The sequence below is a fragment of the Streptomyces caniscabiei genome, assembly GCF_014930365.1.
Lineage (GTDB): Bacteria > Actinomycetota > Actinomycetes > Streptomycetales > Streptomycetaceae > Streptomyces > Streptomyces caniscabiei.
Genome location: NZ_JABXWI010000016.1, coordinates 58765 through 75008 on the forward strand (window position 1 = coordinate 58765; position 16244 = coordinate 75008).

11 protein-coding genes are annotated in these 16244 nt (G+C 74.3%); 5 read left to right on the top strand and 6 right to left on the bottom strand.

What is annotated here, in order from left to right:
- Positions 1 to 21 precede the first annotated feature (21 nt).
- Positions 22 to 2718, top strand: a complete 2697-nt coding sequence (locus tag HW837_RS36360) for a winged helix-turn-helix domain-containing protein (RefSeq protein WP_093790046.1) — start codon at positions 22 to 24, stop codon at positions 2716 to 2718.
- 8 nt (positions 2719 to 2726) lie between these two features.
- Here the strand turns inward: HW837_RS36360 and HW837_RS36365 are convergent, their stop codons facing one another.
- The 6 genes from HW837_RS36365 to HW837_RS36390 form a co-directional block, all read right to left on the bottom strand.
- Entirely contained in the window at positions 2727 to 5450 is a 2724-nt protein-coding gene (locus HW837_RS36365; protein WP_193381197.1) for a non-ribosomal peptide synthetase, read from the bottom strand.
- A gap of 48 nt (positions 5451 to 5498) precedes the next feature.
- Positions 5499 to 6323, bottom strand: coding sequence for an SDR family oxidoreductase (locus HW837_RS36370; protein WP_045560404.1), 825 nt, complete (start codon positions 6321 to 6323; stop codon positions 5499 to 5501).
- 49 nt (positions 6324 to 6372) lie between these two features.
- A complete protein-coding gene (locus HW837_RS36375) occupies positions 6373 to 7086 on the bottom strand; it encodes a thioesterase II family protein (protein ID WP_045560405.1) in 714 nt (237 codons plus the stop codon).
- Positions 7073 to 8287, bottom strand: a complete 1215-nt coding sequence (locus tag HW837_RS36380; RefSeq protein WP_237270529.1) for an LLM class F420-dependent oxidoreductase — start codon at positions 8285 to 8287, stop codon at positions 7073 to 7075. The genes HW837_RS36375 and HW837_RS36380 overlap by 14 nt, the downstream gene beginning before the upstream one ends.
- A gap of 83 nt (positions 8288 to 8370) precedes the next feature.
- A complete protein-coding gene (locus HW837_RS36385; protein WP_078853718.1) occupies positions 8371 to 9285 on the bottom strand; it encodes an ABC transporter permease in 915 nt (304 codons plus the stop codon).
- Between the two features lie 37 nt (positions 9286 to 9322).
- A complete protein-coding gene (locus HW837_RS36390) occupies positions 9323 to 10282 on the bottom strand; it encodes an ABC transporter ATP-binding protein (RefSeq protein ID WP_177261871.1) in 960 nt (319 codons plus the stop codon).
- A 157-nt stretch (positions 10283 to 10439) separates the two neighbouring features.
- On the opposite strand from HW837_RS36390, the gene HW837_RS36395 reads away from it, so the two are divergent.
- From HW837_RS36395 to HW837_RS36410, 4 genes are all read left to right on the top strand, one after another.
- Positions 10440 to 12176, top strand: a complete 1737-nt coding sequence (locus HW837_RS36395) for a fatty acyl-AMP ligase (protein ID WP_078853719.1) — start codon at positions 10440 to 10442, stop codon at positions 12174 to 12176.
- The gene (locus HW837_RS36400) at positions 12173 to 13984 is read left to right on the top strand and encodes an acyl-CoA dehydrogenase family protein (protein WP_045560406.1); all 1812 of its coding nucleotides are present in this window, start codon (positions 12173 to 12175) and stop codon (positions 13982 to 13984) included. The genes HW837_RS36395 and HW837_RS36400 overlap by 4 nt, the downstream gene beginning before the upstream one ends.
- On the top strand, positions 13981 to 15693 hold the full coding sequence (locus HW837_RS36405; protein ID WP_045560407.1) for an acyl-CoA dehydrogenase family protein: 1713 nt from the start codon (positions 13981 to 13983) through the stop codon (positions 15691 to 15693). Before HW837_RS36400 ends, HW837_RS36405 begins: the two co-directional genes overlap by 4 nt.
- Before the next feature lie 261 nt (positions 15694 to 15954).
- The gene (locus HW837_RS36410) at positions 15955 to 16242 is read left to right on the top strand and encodes an acyl carrier protein (RefSeq protein WP_045560408.1); all 288 of its coding nucleotides are present in this window, start codon (positions 15955 to 15957) and stop codon (positions 16240 to 16242) included.
- The last annotated feature ends 2 nt before the right edge of the window (positions 16243 to 16244 follow it).

A 16244-nucleotide genomic window follows, 5' to 3' on the forward strand; every position in this document is an offset into this window, starting at 1 on the left:
CGACCGAGGGTGGTGAAAGCCATGGTGAGGTCCGGGGAGAGAGGTTCGGGGCCGGCCGACCGCCGTGCCGATCCCCAGGGCGACCCGTTCCTGCCCACCCGGTTCGCCGTGCCGGCCCGGCCCGCCACGTTCCTGCGGCGCGAGCGTCTGGTCGGCCACCTCGACCACGCCCTCGCGACGCCGCTGACCGTGGTCAACGGGGCCGCGGGCGCCGGCAAGACCCTACTGGTCGCCGACTGGGCGGCCCGGCGGGACCGGCCGGTCGCCTGGCTGACCACCGAGGCCGGCGACCAGGGCCCCGGCATGTTCTGGGCGTACCTCCTCCAGGCCCTGCGCGCCGCCGGTGTGCCCCTGCCGGCCGGCATCGGCTGCCCGGCCGACGCCGGCCGCGTGGACCGCACCCTGCTCACGCGGCTCGCCGCCGAACTGGGCGCCCAGGACCCGCCCGTGATCGTGGTGCTCGACGAGTACGACCGGGTGACCGCCCCGGAGATCGCGAATCAGCTGGAGTTCGTCCTGCACCACGCCGCCTCCGGCGTCCGCCTGATCCTCGTCACCCGCACCGAACCGCTGCTGCCGCTGCACCGCCACCGGACGGCGGGCGACATCACGGAGATCAGGAACGCCGAACTCGCCTTCACCCCCGAGGAGGCCGCCGTCCTGCTGGACCTGCACGGCCTGCGGCTCCCGGTACCCGTCGCGGAGGCGCTCGTGGAGCGCACCCGGGGGTGGGCGGCCGGTCTGCGGCTGTGCGCGCTGGCCGCCCGCGAGACCCCGGACCCCGAGACCTACCTCAAACAGTTCGAGGCGGAACGCACGGCGGTCGCCGACTTCCTCCTCGCGGAGGTGCTCGAACGGCAGAGCCCCGAGACACAGGACCTCCTCCTGAGGGTCAGCGTCCTGGAAAGGTTCCGCCCCGAGCTGGCCGACGCGCTCACCGGACGCGCCGACGCCGAGGCCATCCTGACCGCGCTGCACCGGGGGAACGCGTTCGTCGAGGACCTGGGGCACGCCTGGTACCGCCTGCACCCCCTCTTCGCCGAGATCCTCCGCGCCCATCTGCGGATGCGCGACCCCGGCCTGGAACCCGAGCTCCACCGCCGCGCCGCACAGTGGCTGCGCCGCTCGGGAATGCTCGCGGAGGCGCTCGGCCACGGCGCCGCCGCGGGCGACTGGGAGTTCACCGCGGGCGCCCTCGTCGACGACCTCGCCCTCGGCCAGCTCTTCACCGGCCTGCGCTCCGACGACCTCACCGACCTGTTCTCCCGGATGGACCCCGAGACCACGAGCCCCGCCACGGACCTCGTACGGGCGGCCCGCGAGTTCTCCCGCTGCGAACTCGACCGGGGCCTGACCCATCTGCGGCACGCGGAACGGAGCCTGGCGGGGGAGGAGGACCGGGCGCGGGAGCGGGACGAACCGGGGCCGGCGGCCGCCCGGCTGAGCTGTCTGCTGCTGGAGACGCTGGCGGCCCGGCTCACCGGCTCACCGGGCCGGGCGGAACAGGCCGCCGACACCGCCGAGCGGCTGCGCGAACAGGTCCCCGCCCACCTCCTCGACCGGCACCCCGAACTGACCGCCCTGCTCCTCGCCCATCTGGGCTCCACCCGCCTGTGGGCCGGACACCTGGAGGAGGCGCGTGCCGCCCTCTCCCTGGTCGCCGAGGGCTCCGACGGCGTGTCGACCGCGCTGCCCCGCGAGGACTCCCTCGGCCGGCTGGCCCTCATCGACTATCTGAACGGCTGGCTCGGCCGGGCGGAACGCAAGGCCATGGCGGCGCTGACCGTCTCCGAGCGGTACAGCCTGCCGCAGCCGTCCGGCTTCGGCGTCGCACGGCTCGTCCTCGCGGCCGTCGCCGTCGACCGGGGCGAGCTGCGGCTGGCCCGCGCCCACCTCGACGCGGCGGCGGACGCCCGGCCCGCGATGCGGGACCCCGTGACCGAGGCCGGCCGCGCCCTCGCCACCGCCCGGCTGCTGCTGGCCCGCGGCGACACCCGGGCCGCCCTGGCGGCGGCCGAACCGGCCGTGGCCGCCGACGTCGCCTCGCCCTGGGCGGAGGGGAACACGGCCCTGGTCGCCTCCGCCGCCCACCTGGCGCGGGGCCGCCCCGAGGCCGCCGCCGAACTGCTGCACGCCGTGCCGGGCCACCAGCCGGTGTGCGCGGTGGGCGAGGCCCGCGCCCGCCTGGCGGCGGGCACACCCCTCGTGGCGATCGAACTGCTGGACGGACTGCACCCGGAGAGCCCCACCGGCCCCGCGGTGACCGTACGGGCCCTGCTCGTCCGCGCCGAGGCCGCGCACGCCATGGGCGACCCGGCCGCCGTGCGCAGGCTCGTCGCGCAGGCCCTCCACGAGGCCCGGCGCGAGCGGCTGCGCCGACCCTTCGCCGAAGCCGGCGCATGGCTCCGGCCGCTCCTCGACGCCGCCCCGCTGAGGGGCCTCGCGGCCGGCTGGCTCACCCCCGAACCCGCCGGGACGCCGTCGCCCGCCGGGCCGCCCCGGCCCGAGGACCGGCCGCCCGTGGTGGAGGAGCTGAGCGGCCGCGAACGGGATGTGCTGCGGGGCCTGGACCGGATGATGTCCACCGAGGAGATCGCCGCCGATCTGTGCCTGTCCGTCAACACCGTCAAGACCCACCTCAAGAGCGTCTTCCGCAAGCTCGCGGTCAACCGCCGCAACGACGCCGTACGCCGTGCCCGCGAGCTGCGTCTGCTCTGACTCCCGGGTCAGCCGCTGGTCGAGGCGAGGTTCCTGGCGGTGTCCCGGACGGTCGGGTGGCGGTACAGCTCGCGCAGCCGCAGCGACGGCAGGCCGTGCGCGCGCAGGGCCGCGCCGATGCGGACCGCGAACAGGGAGTTGCCGCCCAGCTCGAAGAAGTCGTCGTCCAGGCCGACGGGCCGGCCGAGGACCTCGCTCCAGATCTCCCGCAGCCGACCGGTGAGTTCGTCCTCCGAGTCCCGCTTGTCGTCCCCGCCGGGCCCGGTGGCCCGCGCGGGCGCGACGGCGGCCACGGGCGCGGGGAGCCGTGCCGTGTCGAGCTTCCCGTTGGCCGTCAGCGGCAGCGCGTCCAGGGCCGTGACCGTGGCGGGCAGCATGTAGTCGGGCAGGACGCCCGCCGCCCGGTCGCGGACCGAGGACGGGCTGCCGCCGCTGAGGACCACATAGGCGTCGATCCCGGCGGTGGCGGCATCGGCCGGGTCGTCGCGACGCACCACCACGGCCGCGGCCCGCACATCCGGGTTCTCCAGCAGGACCGAGCGGATCTCGTCGAGTTCGATGCGGAAACCGCGGATCTTGACCTGGCTGTCGATGCGGCCCAGATGTTCGAGCCGCCCGTCCGGCCGCAGCCGGCCGAGGTCGCCGCTGCGGTACATGGTCCCGCCGGTCACGGGGTCCGGCACGAAGCGCCGGGCGGTCAGCTCCTCCTGGCCCAGATAGCCGAGGGCGACACCGGCGCCGCCGACGCAGATCTCACCGGCCACACCCGGCGGCAGCAGGCGTCCCGCCTCGTCGGTCACGTACAGGTGCCAGCCGGGCAGTGCGCGTCCCACGGACCGGGTGCCGGCGAGGGCCAGCCGCCGGGTGAGGGTCTGCTGGGTGACATGGACCGTCGTCTCGGTGATGCCGAACATGTTCACCACGCGGCAGACCGACTCGGGGTGCCGGTCGAACCAGGGCAGCAGCATGCGCGCGTCGAGCGGCTCACCGCCGAACACCACCAGCCGGACCCCGACCCGGGTGTGGTCCACGTCCAGCAACTGGGCGAACGCCGACGGGGTCTGGCTCAGCACGGTGACCCGCTCGGACACCAGCAGGTCGCGGAAGGTGTCCGGTTCCCGGGAGACGAAGTACGGCACCACGACGAGCCGTCCCCCGGTCAGCAGGCAGCCCCAGATCTCCCACACCGAGAAGTCGAAGGCGCTGGAGTGGAACCAGGTCCACACGTCGTCGGACCCGAACCCGTACTCCTCGCGGGTCGCGTCGATCAGGGCGAGCACGTTCCGGTGCGGCACCTCGACGCCCTTGGGGCGGCCGGTGGAACCGGAGGTGTAGATGACATAGGCGGTGGCATCAGGGGCCACGGCGGGCAGGGGGGCCGTGTCCCCGGCCCCGGTCGCCGCGGCGCGCAGGTCGTCCGGTGTCACGGCCGTGCAGCCCGGCACGTCCGGGAACCCGGGCAGACGGCTGATCACCACGCCCAGGCCCGCGTCCCGCGCGGTGTGGGCGATGCGGTCCGCCGGGTAGGCGGGGTCGACGGGCACATAGGCGGCGCCGGTCTTCAGCACGGCGAGCACGGCGATCACCAGTTCGGCGGTGCGCTCCAGACAGACGCCCACCCGGTCCCCGGGGGTGACGCCCCGCGCGCGCAGACCGTGGGCCAGGACGGTGGACCGTTCGTCGAGTTCGCGATAGGTCAGGTCCGTGCCGGAGTCGGTCACCGCGACGCGGTCGGGCGTCGCCGCCGCGATCCGCGCGACCGCCTCGGGCACGGCGACCGGCGTGGTGACCGAAGGCGTGAACGGAGGGGTGAACGGAGCGGTGAACGGCGTGGAGGCCTGAGGGTGAGGCGGTCGGCCGAGCGCCGCGACCCGGTCGCGGTCGGCGTCGTCCAGCAGGTCGAGGTCGCCGGCAGCGGTCCCCGGCGCGTCCCGGAGACGCTGGTGCACGCGTACGAGGTGCCGGGTGAACTGCGTGGCCATGTCCATGGAGACATGCGTGCCGAGATGGTCGCAGCGGAGCCGCCAGCCGTCGGCGTCCCGGAAGACCGACAGGGTGAGCGGGAACGGCGGTGCCAGACAGGGCACGTACGCGCCGGGCACCTCCACCTCGTCGAAGAGCAGGCCGACGAGCGCGGGTCCGGGCGCGGGGGACGGCTTCGGCTCACCGAGCGTGGGCGCGTCCCGCACGGTGAAGGTGCCGTGGTCCGTGCCGACGACGGGCGTGCTCCCGGGGTCGTAGCGCCGCAGGGTGACGGCGAGCGCGGCGAGCCAGCTCGCCTCGTCGCCCCCGTCGTCCAGGGCGAAGTGGTGGGGGGTGGTGGGGCCGCCGTCCGCCAGTCCCCAGGCGGGCACGGGAACGGTCGCCCGCGTGGTCGCCGGTGTGGGTGTGGGTGTGGGTGGGGTGGCGGTGGCGGGGGACGCGGTGCGGGCGGTTCGCGGTTCGGCCGGGGCGCCGGCCGCCAGTCGGGCGAGGGCCGTGCGGTCCCAGGCGTCGCGCGGGGCCACGGCGATCAGATCGCAGGGGCCGTCGGCGTAGCGCAGCAGGACCCTGCGCGGCGCGTCGGCGGGACGGGCGAGTTCGGCCCGGCGGAGACGCTCGGCGAGCGGGTCGGCCGCCGGCACGGGCACGTCCTCGATCCACACCCCGGGCGGTGCCGCGAGGTCGGGGGAGCGGTCCGAGCGGACGCGCACCGCGTGGCAGCGGGCCGCGGAGGGGAGGGAGCCTGACACGGGTGGGTACTCCTTGTCGTTCGGGGAGGGCGGACGGCGTGCGGGCGGTCAGCGGGCGCTGAAGCCGCCGTCCACGGTCAGGACGGAGCCGGTGATCTGCCGGGACTCGTCCGAGGCGAGGAACAGCACCGCCGAGGCGACGTCCTCGGGCTCGATCAGCGCGTTCATCGGCTGGGCCTCGACGAAGGTCTTCTCGTGCTCGTCCACCGGCACGGCGAGCGCCCTCGCGATCTCGCCGAGCATGCGGCCCTCGGCCTTCGTGTCGTCGCGCACCGACCCCGGGCAGACCGCGTTCACCCGTACCTTCGACGGCGCGTAGTCGAGCGCCGCGGCCTTGGTGAGCCCGACGACGGCGTGCTTGGCGGCGACGTACCCGGCGAAGTGCCGGTAGCCGACGAGCCCGGCCGTGGAGGCGACGTTGACGATGCTGCCGGACCGGCGGGCGCTCATCGCCTTGCCGACCTCGCGGATCACCCGCCAGGCCCCGGAGAGGTCCACGTCGATCATCAGGGACCATTCCTCCTCGTCGATCTCGTGCACCGGCTTGCCCGAGGGCGCCGCGATGCCCGCGTTGTTGACGACGACGTCGATCCGCCCGAAGCGGTCCTCGGCCCGGGTCACCGCCTCCCGTACGGCCCGCAGGTCGCGGATGTCGGTCTCGGCGGTGAGGACGGCGGCGCCCGCCTCCCGGCACAGCGCGGCGGTGTGCTCCAACTGCCCCGGTGTGCCCAGGGGATAGGGCACACCGGGCAGATCGGCGCAGATGTCCAGCAGGGTGAGGTCGGCACCCTCGGCGGCACAGGCGAGGGCGGTCGCCCTGCCGAGTCCGCGGGCGGCGCCGGTGACGAGGACGGACCTGCCGTGCAGACGCATCGGGAACTCCTTGAAGAATCAGACTCGTTGGGGGCGAGGACGCGTGGTGCTACAGCACCGTCGAGACGATGAGCCGGACCAGTGCGGGAGCGGCGTCGGTGAGGTACATGTGGCCCCCGGGGACCTCGACGTGCTCGAAGTCGCGTCCGGCGACCTTGCTCCAGGACTCGGCGTCGTCGTAACCGACCAGGTCGTCGTCCTCGCCCCGGACGACCGTGAGGGGCGCCTGCAGCGGAAGGCCGGTGGAGGGCGTGTAGTTCTCGTGCATCTCGACGTCGGCGCGCAGCGCGGGCAGGATCATCTCGCGCATCTCCGGGTCGTCCAGCGCGGGATGGTGGTAGCCGGCGAAGTCGCCGACCCGGGCGAGGAACTCCTCGTCGGACAGGCCGGTGGCCCGCCGCTCGCGTCCCCGGGCCGGTTCCGGCGAGCCGCTGACGAAGACGTGGAGCAGCTCGACACCCGGCTCGTCGACGAGCCGGTGGGCCAGTTCGTAGGCGAGCACGGCACCGAGGCTGTGCCCGAAGACGGCTACCCGGTGCCCGCCGTCGTCGCCGAGTTCCTCCCGCAGCTGGGCCAGGAGCCCGTCGACGGCCCGGTGCGCGTCCCGGTGGGGCTCCTCGTCGATCAGCCGCTCACGGCCGGGCAGTTGCAGGGGCACGATCTCCAGCGCGTCCCCGGCGAGGGCCTTCCAGGGGCGGTAGAACGAGGCGCCCGCCCCGGCGTACGGCAGGCAGATCAGCTTGGTCGTGTCATGCGTGGTCATGGGTGCGGGTCTCTCCTTGTGAAACCTGTGAAACCTGTGAGGCCTGGAGGCCGTCTACGTCGTCTACGTCGTGTACTTCGGGTGCGTCGTGCGGGCGGGGCGGGCGGGGGCCGTCGGGGACGCGGGCGGCCGTGGACAGGCCGGCGAGTTCCGCCGCCTCGACGGCGACGCGCAGCGCGTCGGCGGCGCGGTCGGGGCCGGGGAGCCCGGGGCCCACCGGCATCAGGTTGAGGGTGGTGGCGCCGGCCTCGGCGAACGCCGTCATGCGCTCGGCGATGCGCTCCCGGGGCCCGAGCAGCGAGGTCGCGTCGAGGAATTCGAGCGGTACGGCGGCCATGGCGCCGGGGTAGTCGCCCGCCAGGAACCGCTCCTGGACGGCACGCGCCCCGTCGCCGAAGCCCATGCGCTCGGCCAGCTGGGTGTAATGGTTGTCCTCCCGGCCGCCCATGCCGCCGAGGTACAGCGCGGCGTACCCCCGTACCCGGCGGGCGCAGGTCCGCCAGTCCGGGCCGGTCACCAGGGGGACTCCGGGGGCGATGTCGAACCCGTCGAGGGTGCGACCCGACTTCGCGAGGCCCGCCGTCAGGGGCCGCAGCTGCTGGGCGGCGTGCTCGGGGGAGAAGAACACCGGGAGCCAGCCGTCGGCGATCTCCCCGGTCAGCTCCAGGTTCCTAGGGCCCAGAGCGGCGAGGTAGACCGGTATCCGTTCGCGCGGCGGCCGGATGGTCAGGGCGAGCGCCTTGCCGGGGCCGTCCGGCAGCGGCAGCGTGAAGTGGCGGCCCGCGTGGGCGAGGGGCTCCCGGCGCAGCGCCCGGCGCACGAGGCCGACGTACTCCCGCGTGCGTCCCAGCGGCGAGGCGAACCTGACGCCGTGCCAGCCCTCCGAGACCTGGGGGCCGGAGACCCCGAGCCCGAGTCTGAGCCGTCCGCCGGAGAGGGTGTCGAGGGTGGCGGCGGTCATCGCCGTCATCGCGGGCGAGCGGGCGGGGATCTGCAGGACCGCGCTGCCGACGTCGATGCGGGAGGTGCGGGCGGCGATCCAGGACATCACGGTGACGGCGTCGGAGCCGTAGGCCTCCGAGACCCACACCGCGGAGAGGCCGAGGTCCTCGGCCAGGGAGGCGAGGGAGAGGTTGGAGGCGTCGTTGCCGCCGACCCAGTAGCCGAGATTGAGGCCGAGGCGCAGGGCGGGTACGGGCATGGGGACTCCTGTGGGGGCGTGCGGGGCGCGCGGTGGCGGTGGTGGTCACCGGTGTCGGGCGTGGTCACCGGTGCCGGGCGCGGTCAGTGGCTCGTGCGGGTGCGGTAGCGCCAGGTCGACAGGGCGACGAAGAGGGCGATGATCAGCACCGAGCAGCCCGCGGTGTGGAGCACGGGGTGCTGGGCGGGCCAGTCGTGCTGGACGCGGAAGCCCGGCGGGGGCGTGTTGCCGAACAGCCGGCGCAGGGCGTTGGCGAGCGAGGTGATCGGGTTCCAGGCGGCCACGGTGGACAGCGGCCCGGGCAGCGTCGTGCCGGAGACGAACCCCGAGGAGATGAACGTCGCCGGGAACAGCCAGATCAGCCCCAGGCTGCCGGCCACCTGGGCGTTCGGCGCGACGAGGGCGACGAACACACCGACCCACGACATCGCGAAGGAGAACAGCAGCACCAGCAGGACCCCGGCGACGACCTCCACGGGCCCGGTGTGCGCGCGCCAGCCCATCAGCAGCCCGCAGCCGGCGGTGACCGCGACGCTCGCCAGGCAGGTGACGAGGTCGGAGACGGTCCGGCCCAGCAGCAGGGCCACCCGGGAGATGGGCAGGGCGCGGAAGCGGTCGACCATCCCCTGCTCCAGGTCCCTGGAGAGCCCGACGGTGGTGAAGGTCGTGGTGAAGGCCACCGTCTGCGCGATCAGACCGCCCATCATGTAGGAGCGGTACGCCGGTCCGCCGAGGCTGTTGCCGAAGACGTAGCCGATGAGCAGGGCGTACACGACGGGCTCGACGAGGCAGGAGATGAGCAGGCTCGGGGTGCGCCGCAGGTGCAGCAGATTGCGCAGCGCGAGGTCGGCGCTCTCCGCGACGACACGGAGCACGGGGTTCCTGCGGGCGGCGGTCGGGCCGGGGGTCGGGCCCGCGGCGGCCGGGGCCGGGGCCGGGGCTGGGCCCGGCCGGTGCGGGGGCATGGCGGTGCGGTGCACGCGGGCGGGGGCGCTCATCGAAGGGCCTTCCGTCGGGCGTGGCCGGGGGCGCTCATCAGGCGGCCCTCCGTCGCGCGTGGCCGGTCAGGCCGAGGAACACGTCGTCGAGGGTGCAGCGGCTGAGGCCGATCTCCAGCACCTCGACGTCCTCGCTCTCCAGCGCGGCGAGGGCGCGGCCGAGTGCGGCCCGGCCGTCGCCGGCGCCCGCCTCCACCCGCCGGGCGCGGCGGTCCACCGTCGGGGTCGTGCCGGTCGCCAGGGCGGCGGCGCGGGCGGCGGCGTCCAGCTGGTGGTCCTCGGCGACGCACACGACGAGCCGGTTGCCGGCGGCCGCCTTCAGCTGGTCGCTGGTGCCCTCGGCGACCACCTGCCCCCGGTCGATCACGGTGATCCGGTCGGCGAGCCGGTCCGCCTCCTCCAGGTACTGGGTCGTCAGCAGGATCGTGGTGCCGCCCGCCGCGAGTTCGCCGACCGCCTCCCAGGTGTCCAGCCGGCTCTCGGGGTCCAGACCGGTGGTGGGCTCGTCCAGGACGACCAGGGGCGGGGAGCCGACGAGGGCGGCGGCCAGATCGAGGCGCCGGCGCATGCCGCCCGAGTAGGTGCCCGCCGGGCGCCCCGCCACGCAGGTGAGCCGGAAGCGGGACAGCAGATCGTCGGCCACGCGACGGGCCGTACGGCGTCCCACACCGCTCAGTTTCGCGATCAGATAAAGATTCTCGAATCCGGTCAAGAGCCCGTCGACCGTCGAATACTGACCGGCCATGCCGATGGTGGAGCGCACTTTCTCCGGTTGTTCGGACACACTCCAGCCATTGACGACAACCCGTCCGGAATCGGGCCCGAGAAGTGTCGTGAGAATCTTGACCAGGGTGGTCTTACCGGCCCCGTTGGGACCCAGCAGCCCCCTGACCTCGCCGCTTCTCACCTCCAGTTGGACACCTCGTAACGCATGGTTCGCCCGGTATTTCTTGTGGAGGTCATCGACGATGACGGCCGACGCGGTTGACGTATGCACGGAACGTTTCTACGCCTGCGTCCGGGCTCGGTCGATCATGGAAGGGTCAAGGTTTCTTGCCGGTTCGATGGACTTGCTTTAGTGCTGCTTGAACCTTTGGGGGGTTGTTCGAGAACCAAGATCACGTACGGTTCCTGTCGTGCGAGAATTACTCACGATGCTGAGGGAACGGGCCGCGCGTAATCCGCAGCAGCCTGCCGTGACATTGGTTTCCGGATTCACCGACATCAGCGGCACAGTGCGCAACCGCGCGGAACTCGATCTGCATTCCCGGCGGACAGGGTCCTGGCTCCGGGAAAGATTCTCCCCGGGTGATCGGGCACTTCTCCTCTACTCACCGGGCATCGAGTTCACCACGGCTTTCTCCGCCTGTGTGTACGCCGGAATGATCGCCGTGCCGGCCCCGCTGCCGGGCCGCTACCGGCATGAACGCCGCCGGCTCGCCGCCATCGCCCGGGACGCGGGCGTGCGTGTCGTCCTCACCCAGAGCGGTGATCTGGCGGATGTCGAGAAGTGGGTCGCCGAGGAGGGCATCGTCGGCGCCGTCTGCCACACCACCGACACCGGCGAGGGCGACCCGGAGGCCTGGACCGCCCCCGAGGTGTCGCCCGACACCCTGGCCCTGCTGCAGTACACCTCGGGATCGACCGGCGACCCCAAGGGGGTCATGGTCACCCACGGCAACCTCGTCGCCAACGTCGAGCGGATGGTGGCGACCTTCCGCAACGACAGCGAGACTGTCTACGGCGGCTGGATACCCCTCTACCACGACATGGGCCTCATCGGCCTGATGCTGCCCGGCCTCCTGTCCGGCAGCGGCTATGTGCAGATGGACCCCATGTCCTTCCTGCGTCGGCCGTACCACTGGCTGCGGATGCTGGACGCCTGCGACGTGGGATTCACCGCCGCGCCCGACTTCGGCTACGAACTGTGCGTCCGCCGCGTCACCGACGAGCAGCTCGCCACGCTCGACCTCTCCCGCGTCAAGCTCGCCGACGGCTCCGAACCGGTCCGCGCCGACGTCGTCACCGCCTTCACCGAGCGGTTCGCCGCCGCCGGCCTGCGGCCCGAGGCGCTCATCCCCGTCTACGGCCTGGCCGAGGCGACGCTGCTGGCGTCCGGCACCACCGGACGGCCGCCGCTGCGGACCGCCGTCGACGCGGCGGCACTCGAGAACCGGGAACTCCGCCCGGCCACCGGCACGGAACCCTCCCGGGTGCTCGTCGGCTGCGGCGCGCCGTCCGGGTCCGACGTGCTGATCGTCGACCCCGACACCGGCCGGGCCCTGCCCGAGGGTCACGTCGGCGAGATCTGGCTCAGCGGCCCCTGCGTCACCGCGGGCTACTGGGAGAACGAGCACGTCACCGAGGCCACGTTCCGGGCCCGCACCGACGACGACCGCGGACCGTTCCTGCGCACCGGCGACCTCGGGGGCCTGCTCGACGACGACCTCTACATCACCGGCCGCAGCAAGGACGTCCTCGTCCTGCACGGACGCAATCTCCACCCCTCCGACATCGAGTACGAACTCCGCTCCCAGCACGAGGAGTTGGAGGGGCTGCACGGCTCCGTCTTCATGGTCGGCGACGGCGACGGCGCGGACATCGCCCCCGCGGTCGTCGCCGTCCACGAGATCCGCGCCCATTGGGGAGCGGAGCGGCTCGGCCGGATCGCCGTCGACATGAAGCAGACCGTGGCCCGGGAGTTCGGCGTGCCCGTCGCGGCGGTCGCCCTGGTGCGGCCCGGCGGCGTCCGGCGCACCACGAGCGGCAAGGTGCAGCGCGCCGCGATGCGCGCCCTGTACCTCGCCGGAGAACTGGACACCCTCCACCTCGGCGAGGACCCGCTGCTCACGGCCGCCCTGGCCGAACACCGGCGGGTGAGCGGGCGATGACCACCACGGCCGACCTGGAGTCCCTGCTCGCCGCCCACGAGGACGGCGTCTTCTCGCCCGGGACGCTCGCCGGACTCGACGAACGGGAGGAGTTCCCCGACGAGGCGGTCCGCGTCCTCGACGACGCCGGGCTGCCCGCCCACTACGTGCTGCCCGAGGACGGTGACTTCGCCGAGACGGTACGGCTGCTGCGCGCGGTCGCCCGCCGCGATCTGACCGTCGCCATCGCGCACGGCAAGACGTTCCTCGGCGCGGCACCGGTGTGGGTGGCCGGCACTCCGGCACAGGCCACCCGCCTCGCCGCGCACGTCCGCGCCGGCGAACCGGTCTGCTGGGGCCTGACCGAACGCGACCACGGCGCCGACCTGCTCGCGGGCGAACTGACGGCGACACCGGACGAGACCGGGGCCGGAGCCGGTGGCGTCGAGACCGGCCCCGGCGGCGTCGGGCCCACGACCGGTGCACCCGGTGCCGGTGCACCCGGTGCACCCGGTGCGGCCGGTGGCTGGCGGCTCACCGGGGAGAAGTGGCTCATCAACAACGCCACCCGCGCCGCCCTCGCCTGTGTCCTCGCCCGCACCGACCCGGCGGGCGGCGCGCGCGGCTTCAGCCTCTTCCTGGTGGACCGGCGGGGGCTGCCCGAGGGGACCTGGCGCAGCCTGCCGAAGGTCCGCACGCACGGCATCCGCGGCGCCGACATCAGCGGCTTCGCCCTGGACCGCGCCCGCGTCCCCGCCGACGCACTCGTCGGGGAGGAGGGCGACGGCATCCCCGTGGTCCTCAAGACGCTCCAGCTCACCCGCGTCGCCTGCGCCGCGCTCTCCCTCGGCGCCGCCGATCACGCCCTCGGCCTGGCCCGGGACTTCGCGGCCGGCCGCGAACTGTACGGCCGCCGCCTCGCCGACGTCCCGCACGTCCGCCGCATCCTCGGCCGCGCGGCCGCCGCCGCGCTCACCGCCGAGGCGGTCAGCCTGCTCTCCGCCCGCTCGGTGCACACCCTGCCCGGGGAACTGAGCGCGATCTCCGCGATCACCAAGGCCTACGTCCCGACACTCACCCAGGAGACCCTCGGCTCGCTCGGTGAACTGCTCGGCGTACGCGGCTTCCTCACCTCGCCCCCGGGCGGCGGCTTCGCCAAGCTGGAGCGCGACCACCGCATCTGCGCCGTCTTCGACGGCAGCACGGCCGTCAACCGCGCCGCCCTCCTCAACCAACTGCCGCGCCTGACACGCCAGTTGAGCCGTCGCAGGGCCGACGGCGAGGGGCTGCGCTCCGCCGCCGACCTCACGGCCCCGCTGCCCCCGTTCGACCCGGCCAGGCTGACCCTGCTGTCCGTGACCGGTTGCAGCGCCGTACAGGCCCTGCCCGACCTGGCGGCCCGCGCACGGACGCGGACGACCGCCCGGACCGCCCCGCTCCTCGACCGCCTGCTGGTCGAACTGGCCCGCCTGGAAGCGGAGTCGGCGGACTTCCTGCCGGTCGCGGGCGGCCTCCCCAGCACGGCGTTCCCCCTCGCCGAGGCATACGAACGCGCCTACGCCGCGGCCGCCTGCCTGCTGCTGTGGCTGGAGAACCCGCCCCTGCGCACCGGCCGGCTCGGCGCGGACGACCTGTGGCTGCGGGCCTGCCTCACCACCCTGCTGGGCGAAAACGGCGGCGAGGAAGGCCGCGAAAACGGCGGCGAGGAAGGCGGCGAGGAAGGCCGCAAGGAACGCGGCCAGGAAGGCGGCGACGTCTTCGACGCCCTCGCCGAGGTCGTCCTCCAGGGCCCCGCACCGGAGTTCACCCTGTCGGGAGGTGCCGCATGACCACCGCAACGGGCCTCGCCCCCAAGCGCGCCGACGAACTGGAGCACCTGCTCGGCCGTCTCGCCGACCCGGGCAACCCGACCGGCGCGAGCGCGATCCTCGCCGCCGACGAACGCGCCGAGACGCTCACCGCCGGGGAGTCGCTGCTGCACTCCTACGGGCTGAACGCCGAGTTCGTCCCGCCCGAGCTGGGCGGCCGCCTGGACCGGGCCGACCACCTCGCCGAGGTGATGCGCTCGCTCTACCGCCGCGACCCCGCGCTCGGCCTCGGCTACGGCGCCAGCTCGCTCATCGCCGGCGTCACCCTGTGGACCGCCGGCGACGAACGCCGGCGCGGGCACGCCGCCCGGCTGCTCCTGGACGGCCGGCGCATCGCCATCGCCTTCCACGAACTGGCGCACGGCAACGACATGGCGGGCACGGAGTTCACCGCGACCAGCGGGGCCGACGGCTCGCTCCGGCTCAGCGGCCGCAAGGAGGTCGTCACCAACATCCGGCGCGCCGACGCCCTGGTCGTCCTCGCCCGCACCGACCCCCGGCCCGGGCCGCGCAGCCACAGTCTGGTCCTCGTCGACCGGGCGGACGCCGACCCGGCACACCTGACCGACCTGCCGCGCTTCGGCACCGTCGGCATGCGCGGGGTCCAGCTCGGCGGCCTGGTCTTCGACGAACTGCCCGTGCCCGCCTCCGCGATCCTCGGCCCGGTCGGCTCCGGTCTCGAAACCGCGCTGAAGGCCCTGCAGATCACCCGCACGGTCCTGCCCACGATGGCCACCGGCATCCTCGACACCGGACTGCGCATCGCCGTCGATCACCTGACGGGGCGCCGGTTGTACGGCGGAGCCGCCACCGACATCCCGCACGTCCGCTCGGAGCTGGCCGCCGTCTTCGCCGACCTGCTGCGCGCCGAGGCGTTCGGCGCGGTCGGCGCCCGCGCGCTGCACCTGGTGCCCGGCGCGGCGAGCGTGTACGCCTCGGCGGTCAAGTTCGAGGTGTCCCGGCTGCTCCTCGGGGCCATGGACCGGCTCGCGGCCCTCCTCGGCGCCCACTTCTACCTGCGCGAGGGGCCGACCGCGCTCTTCCAGAAGCTGTTGCGCGACCTCGCCCCCGTCGGTTTCGGGCACATCGCGCGCGCCGCCTGCCAGATGAGCCTGCTGCCCCAGCTCCCGCTGCTGGCCCGCCGCACCTGGGCGGGCCCCGGCACCGAGCCGCCCGGCGACCTGTGCGCGCTCGCGGAGGCGCTGCCGCCCCTGCGCCACGACCGGCTGGCCCTGCACGCCGGGGGCCGCGACCCCGTGACCGGGTCGCTGCACGCCCTGGCCGACGCGCCCTGGGCGGCCGAGCACGCGGACCTGCGTACGGCCGTCGCCGCCGACCGCGCCGACCTGGCGGAACTGGCCGCCGTGTGCGGGTCGTTGTCGCCGGTGGACCTCGGCGTCGACGCCCGCCCCGAGCACTACGACCTGGTCACCCGGTATGTGCGCCTGCTGTCCCGGACCGCCTGCGTCCAGGTCTGGCGGCACGCCCCGCCGGGCGGTTTCCTGGCCGACCCCGCCTGGCTGCGCGCGGCCCTGCACCGCTCGGCGCCCGGCCCGTACGGACCCGGCCCCCTGCCCGCCCCGGTCGAGGCCACGCTCTTCGCCGAGCTCCTGGACCGCCGGGACACCGGCCGCTCCTTCGGCCTGACGGGCAGACCACTCGCCGTCTGACGCCCGTCGGCTGCCGTCGGCCGCCCGCCGGGCTCCCTCTGACGCGAGTCCGACGCGAGTCCGACGCGAGTCCGACGGAGGGGCCGTACGCCGCCGGTGTCCGGGCCCGCCGAGGCCGTATGCCGTCCGCCGGTCGTCCGCCCGTGACGGGAGGCGTCGCGGCGCTCCCGTGACGCGGTCCGTCGTCGCGCCCGGCTGCTCGCCGCCGTGCGCTCCCGCCTTCGTCCCTCCTCACCCACCGCTCAGAAAGAGACCCCCCTCATGACCGCTGGCAACCGAGACGTGCACACCTGGCTGACCGCGCGTGTGGCGACCTATCTGCGCCGTTCGCCGGAGGACATCGACACGTCCGTACCGCTGGCCGACTACGGCCTGGACTCCCTCACGGCGCTGGCCATCACCGCCGACATCGAGGACGAGTTCGAGGTCACCGTCGACGACGCACTGACCTGGGACCACCCCACGGTCGACGCGCTGAGCGCGGCCCTGTCCGAACTGGTGGGCGGGCAGCAGGCAGCGGCGGCGGGCACGAGCGAGAAGCAGGCCTGACG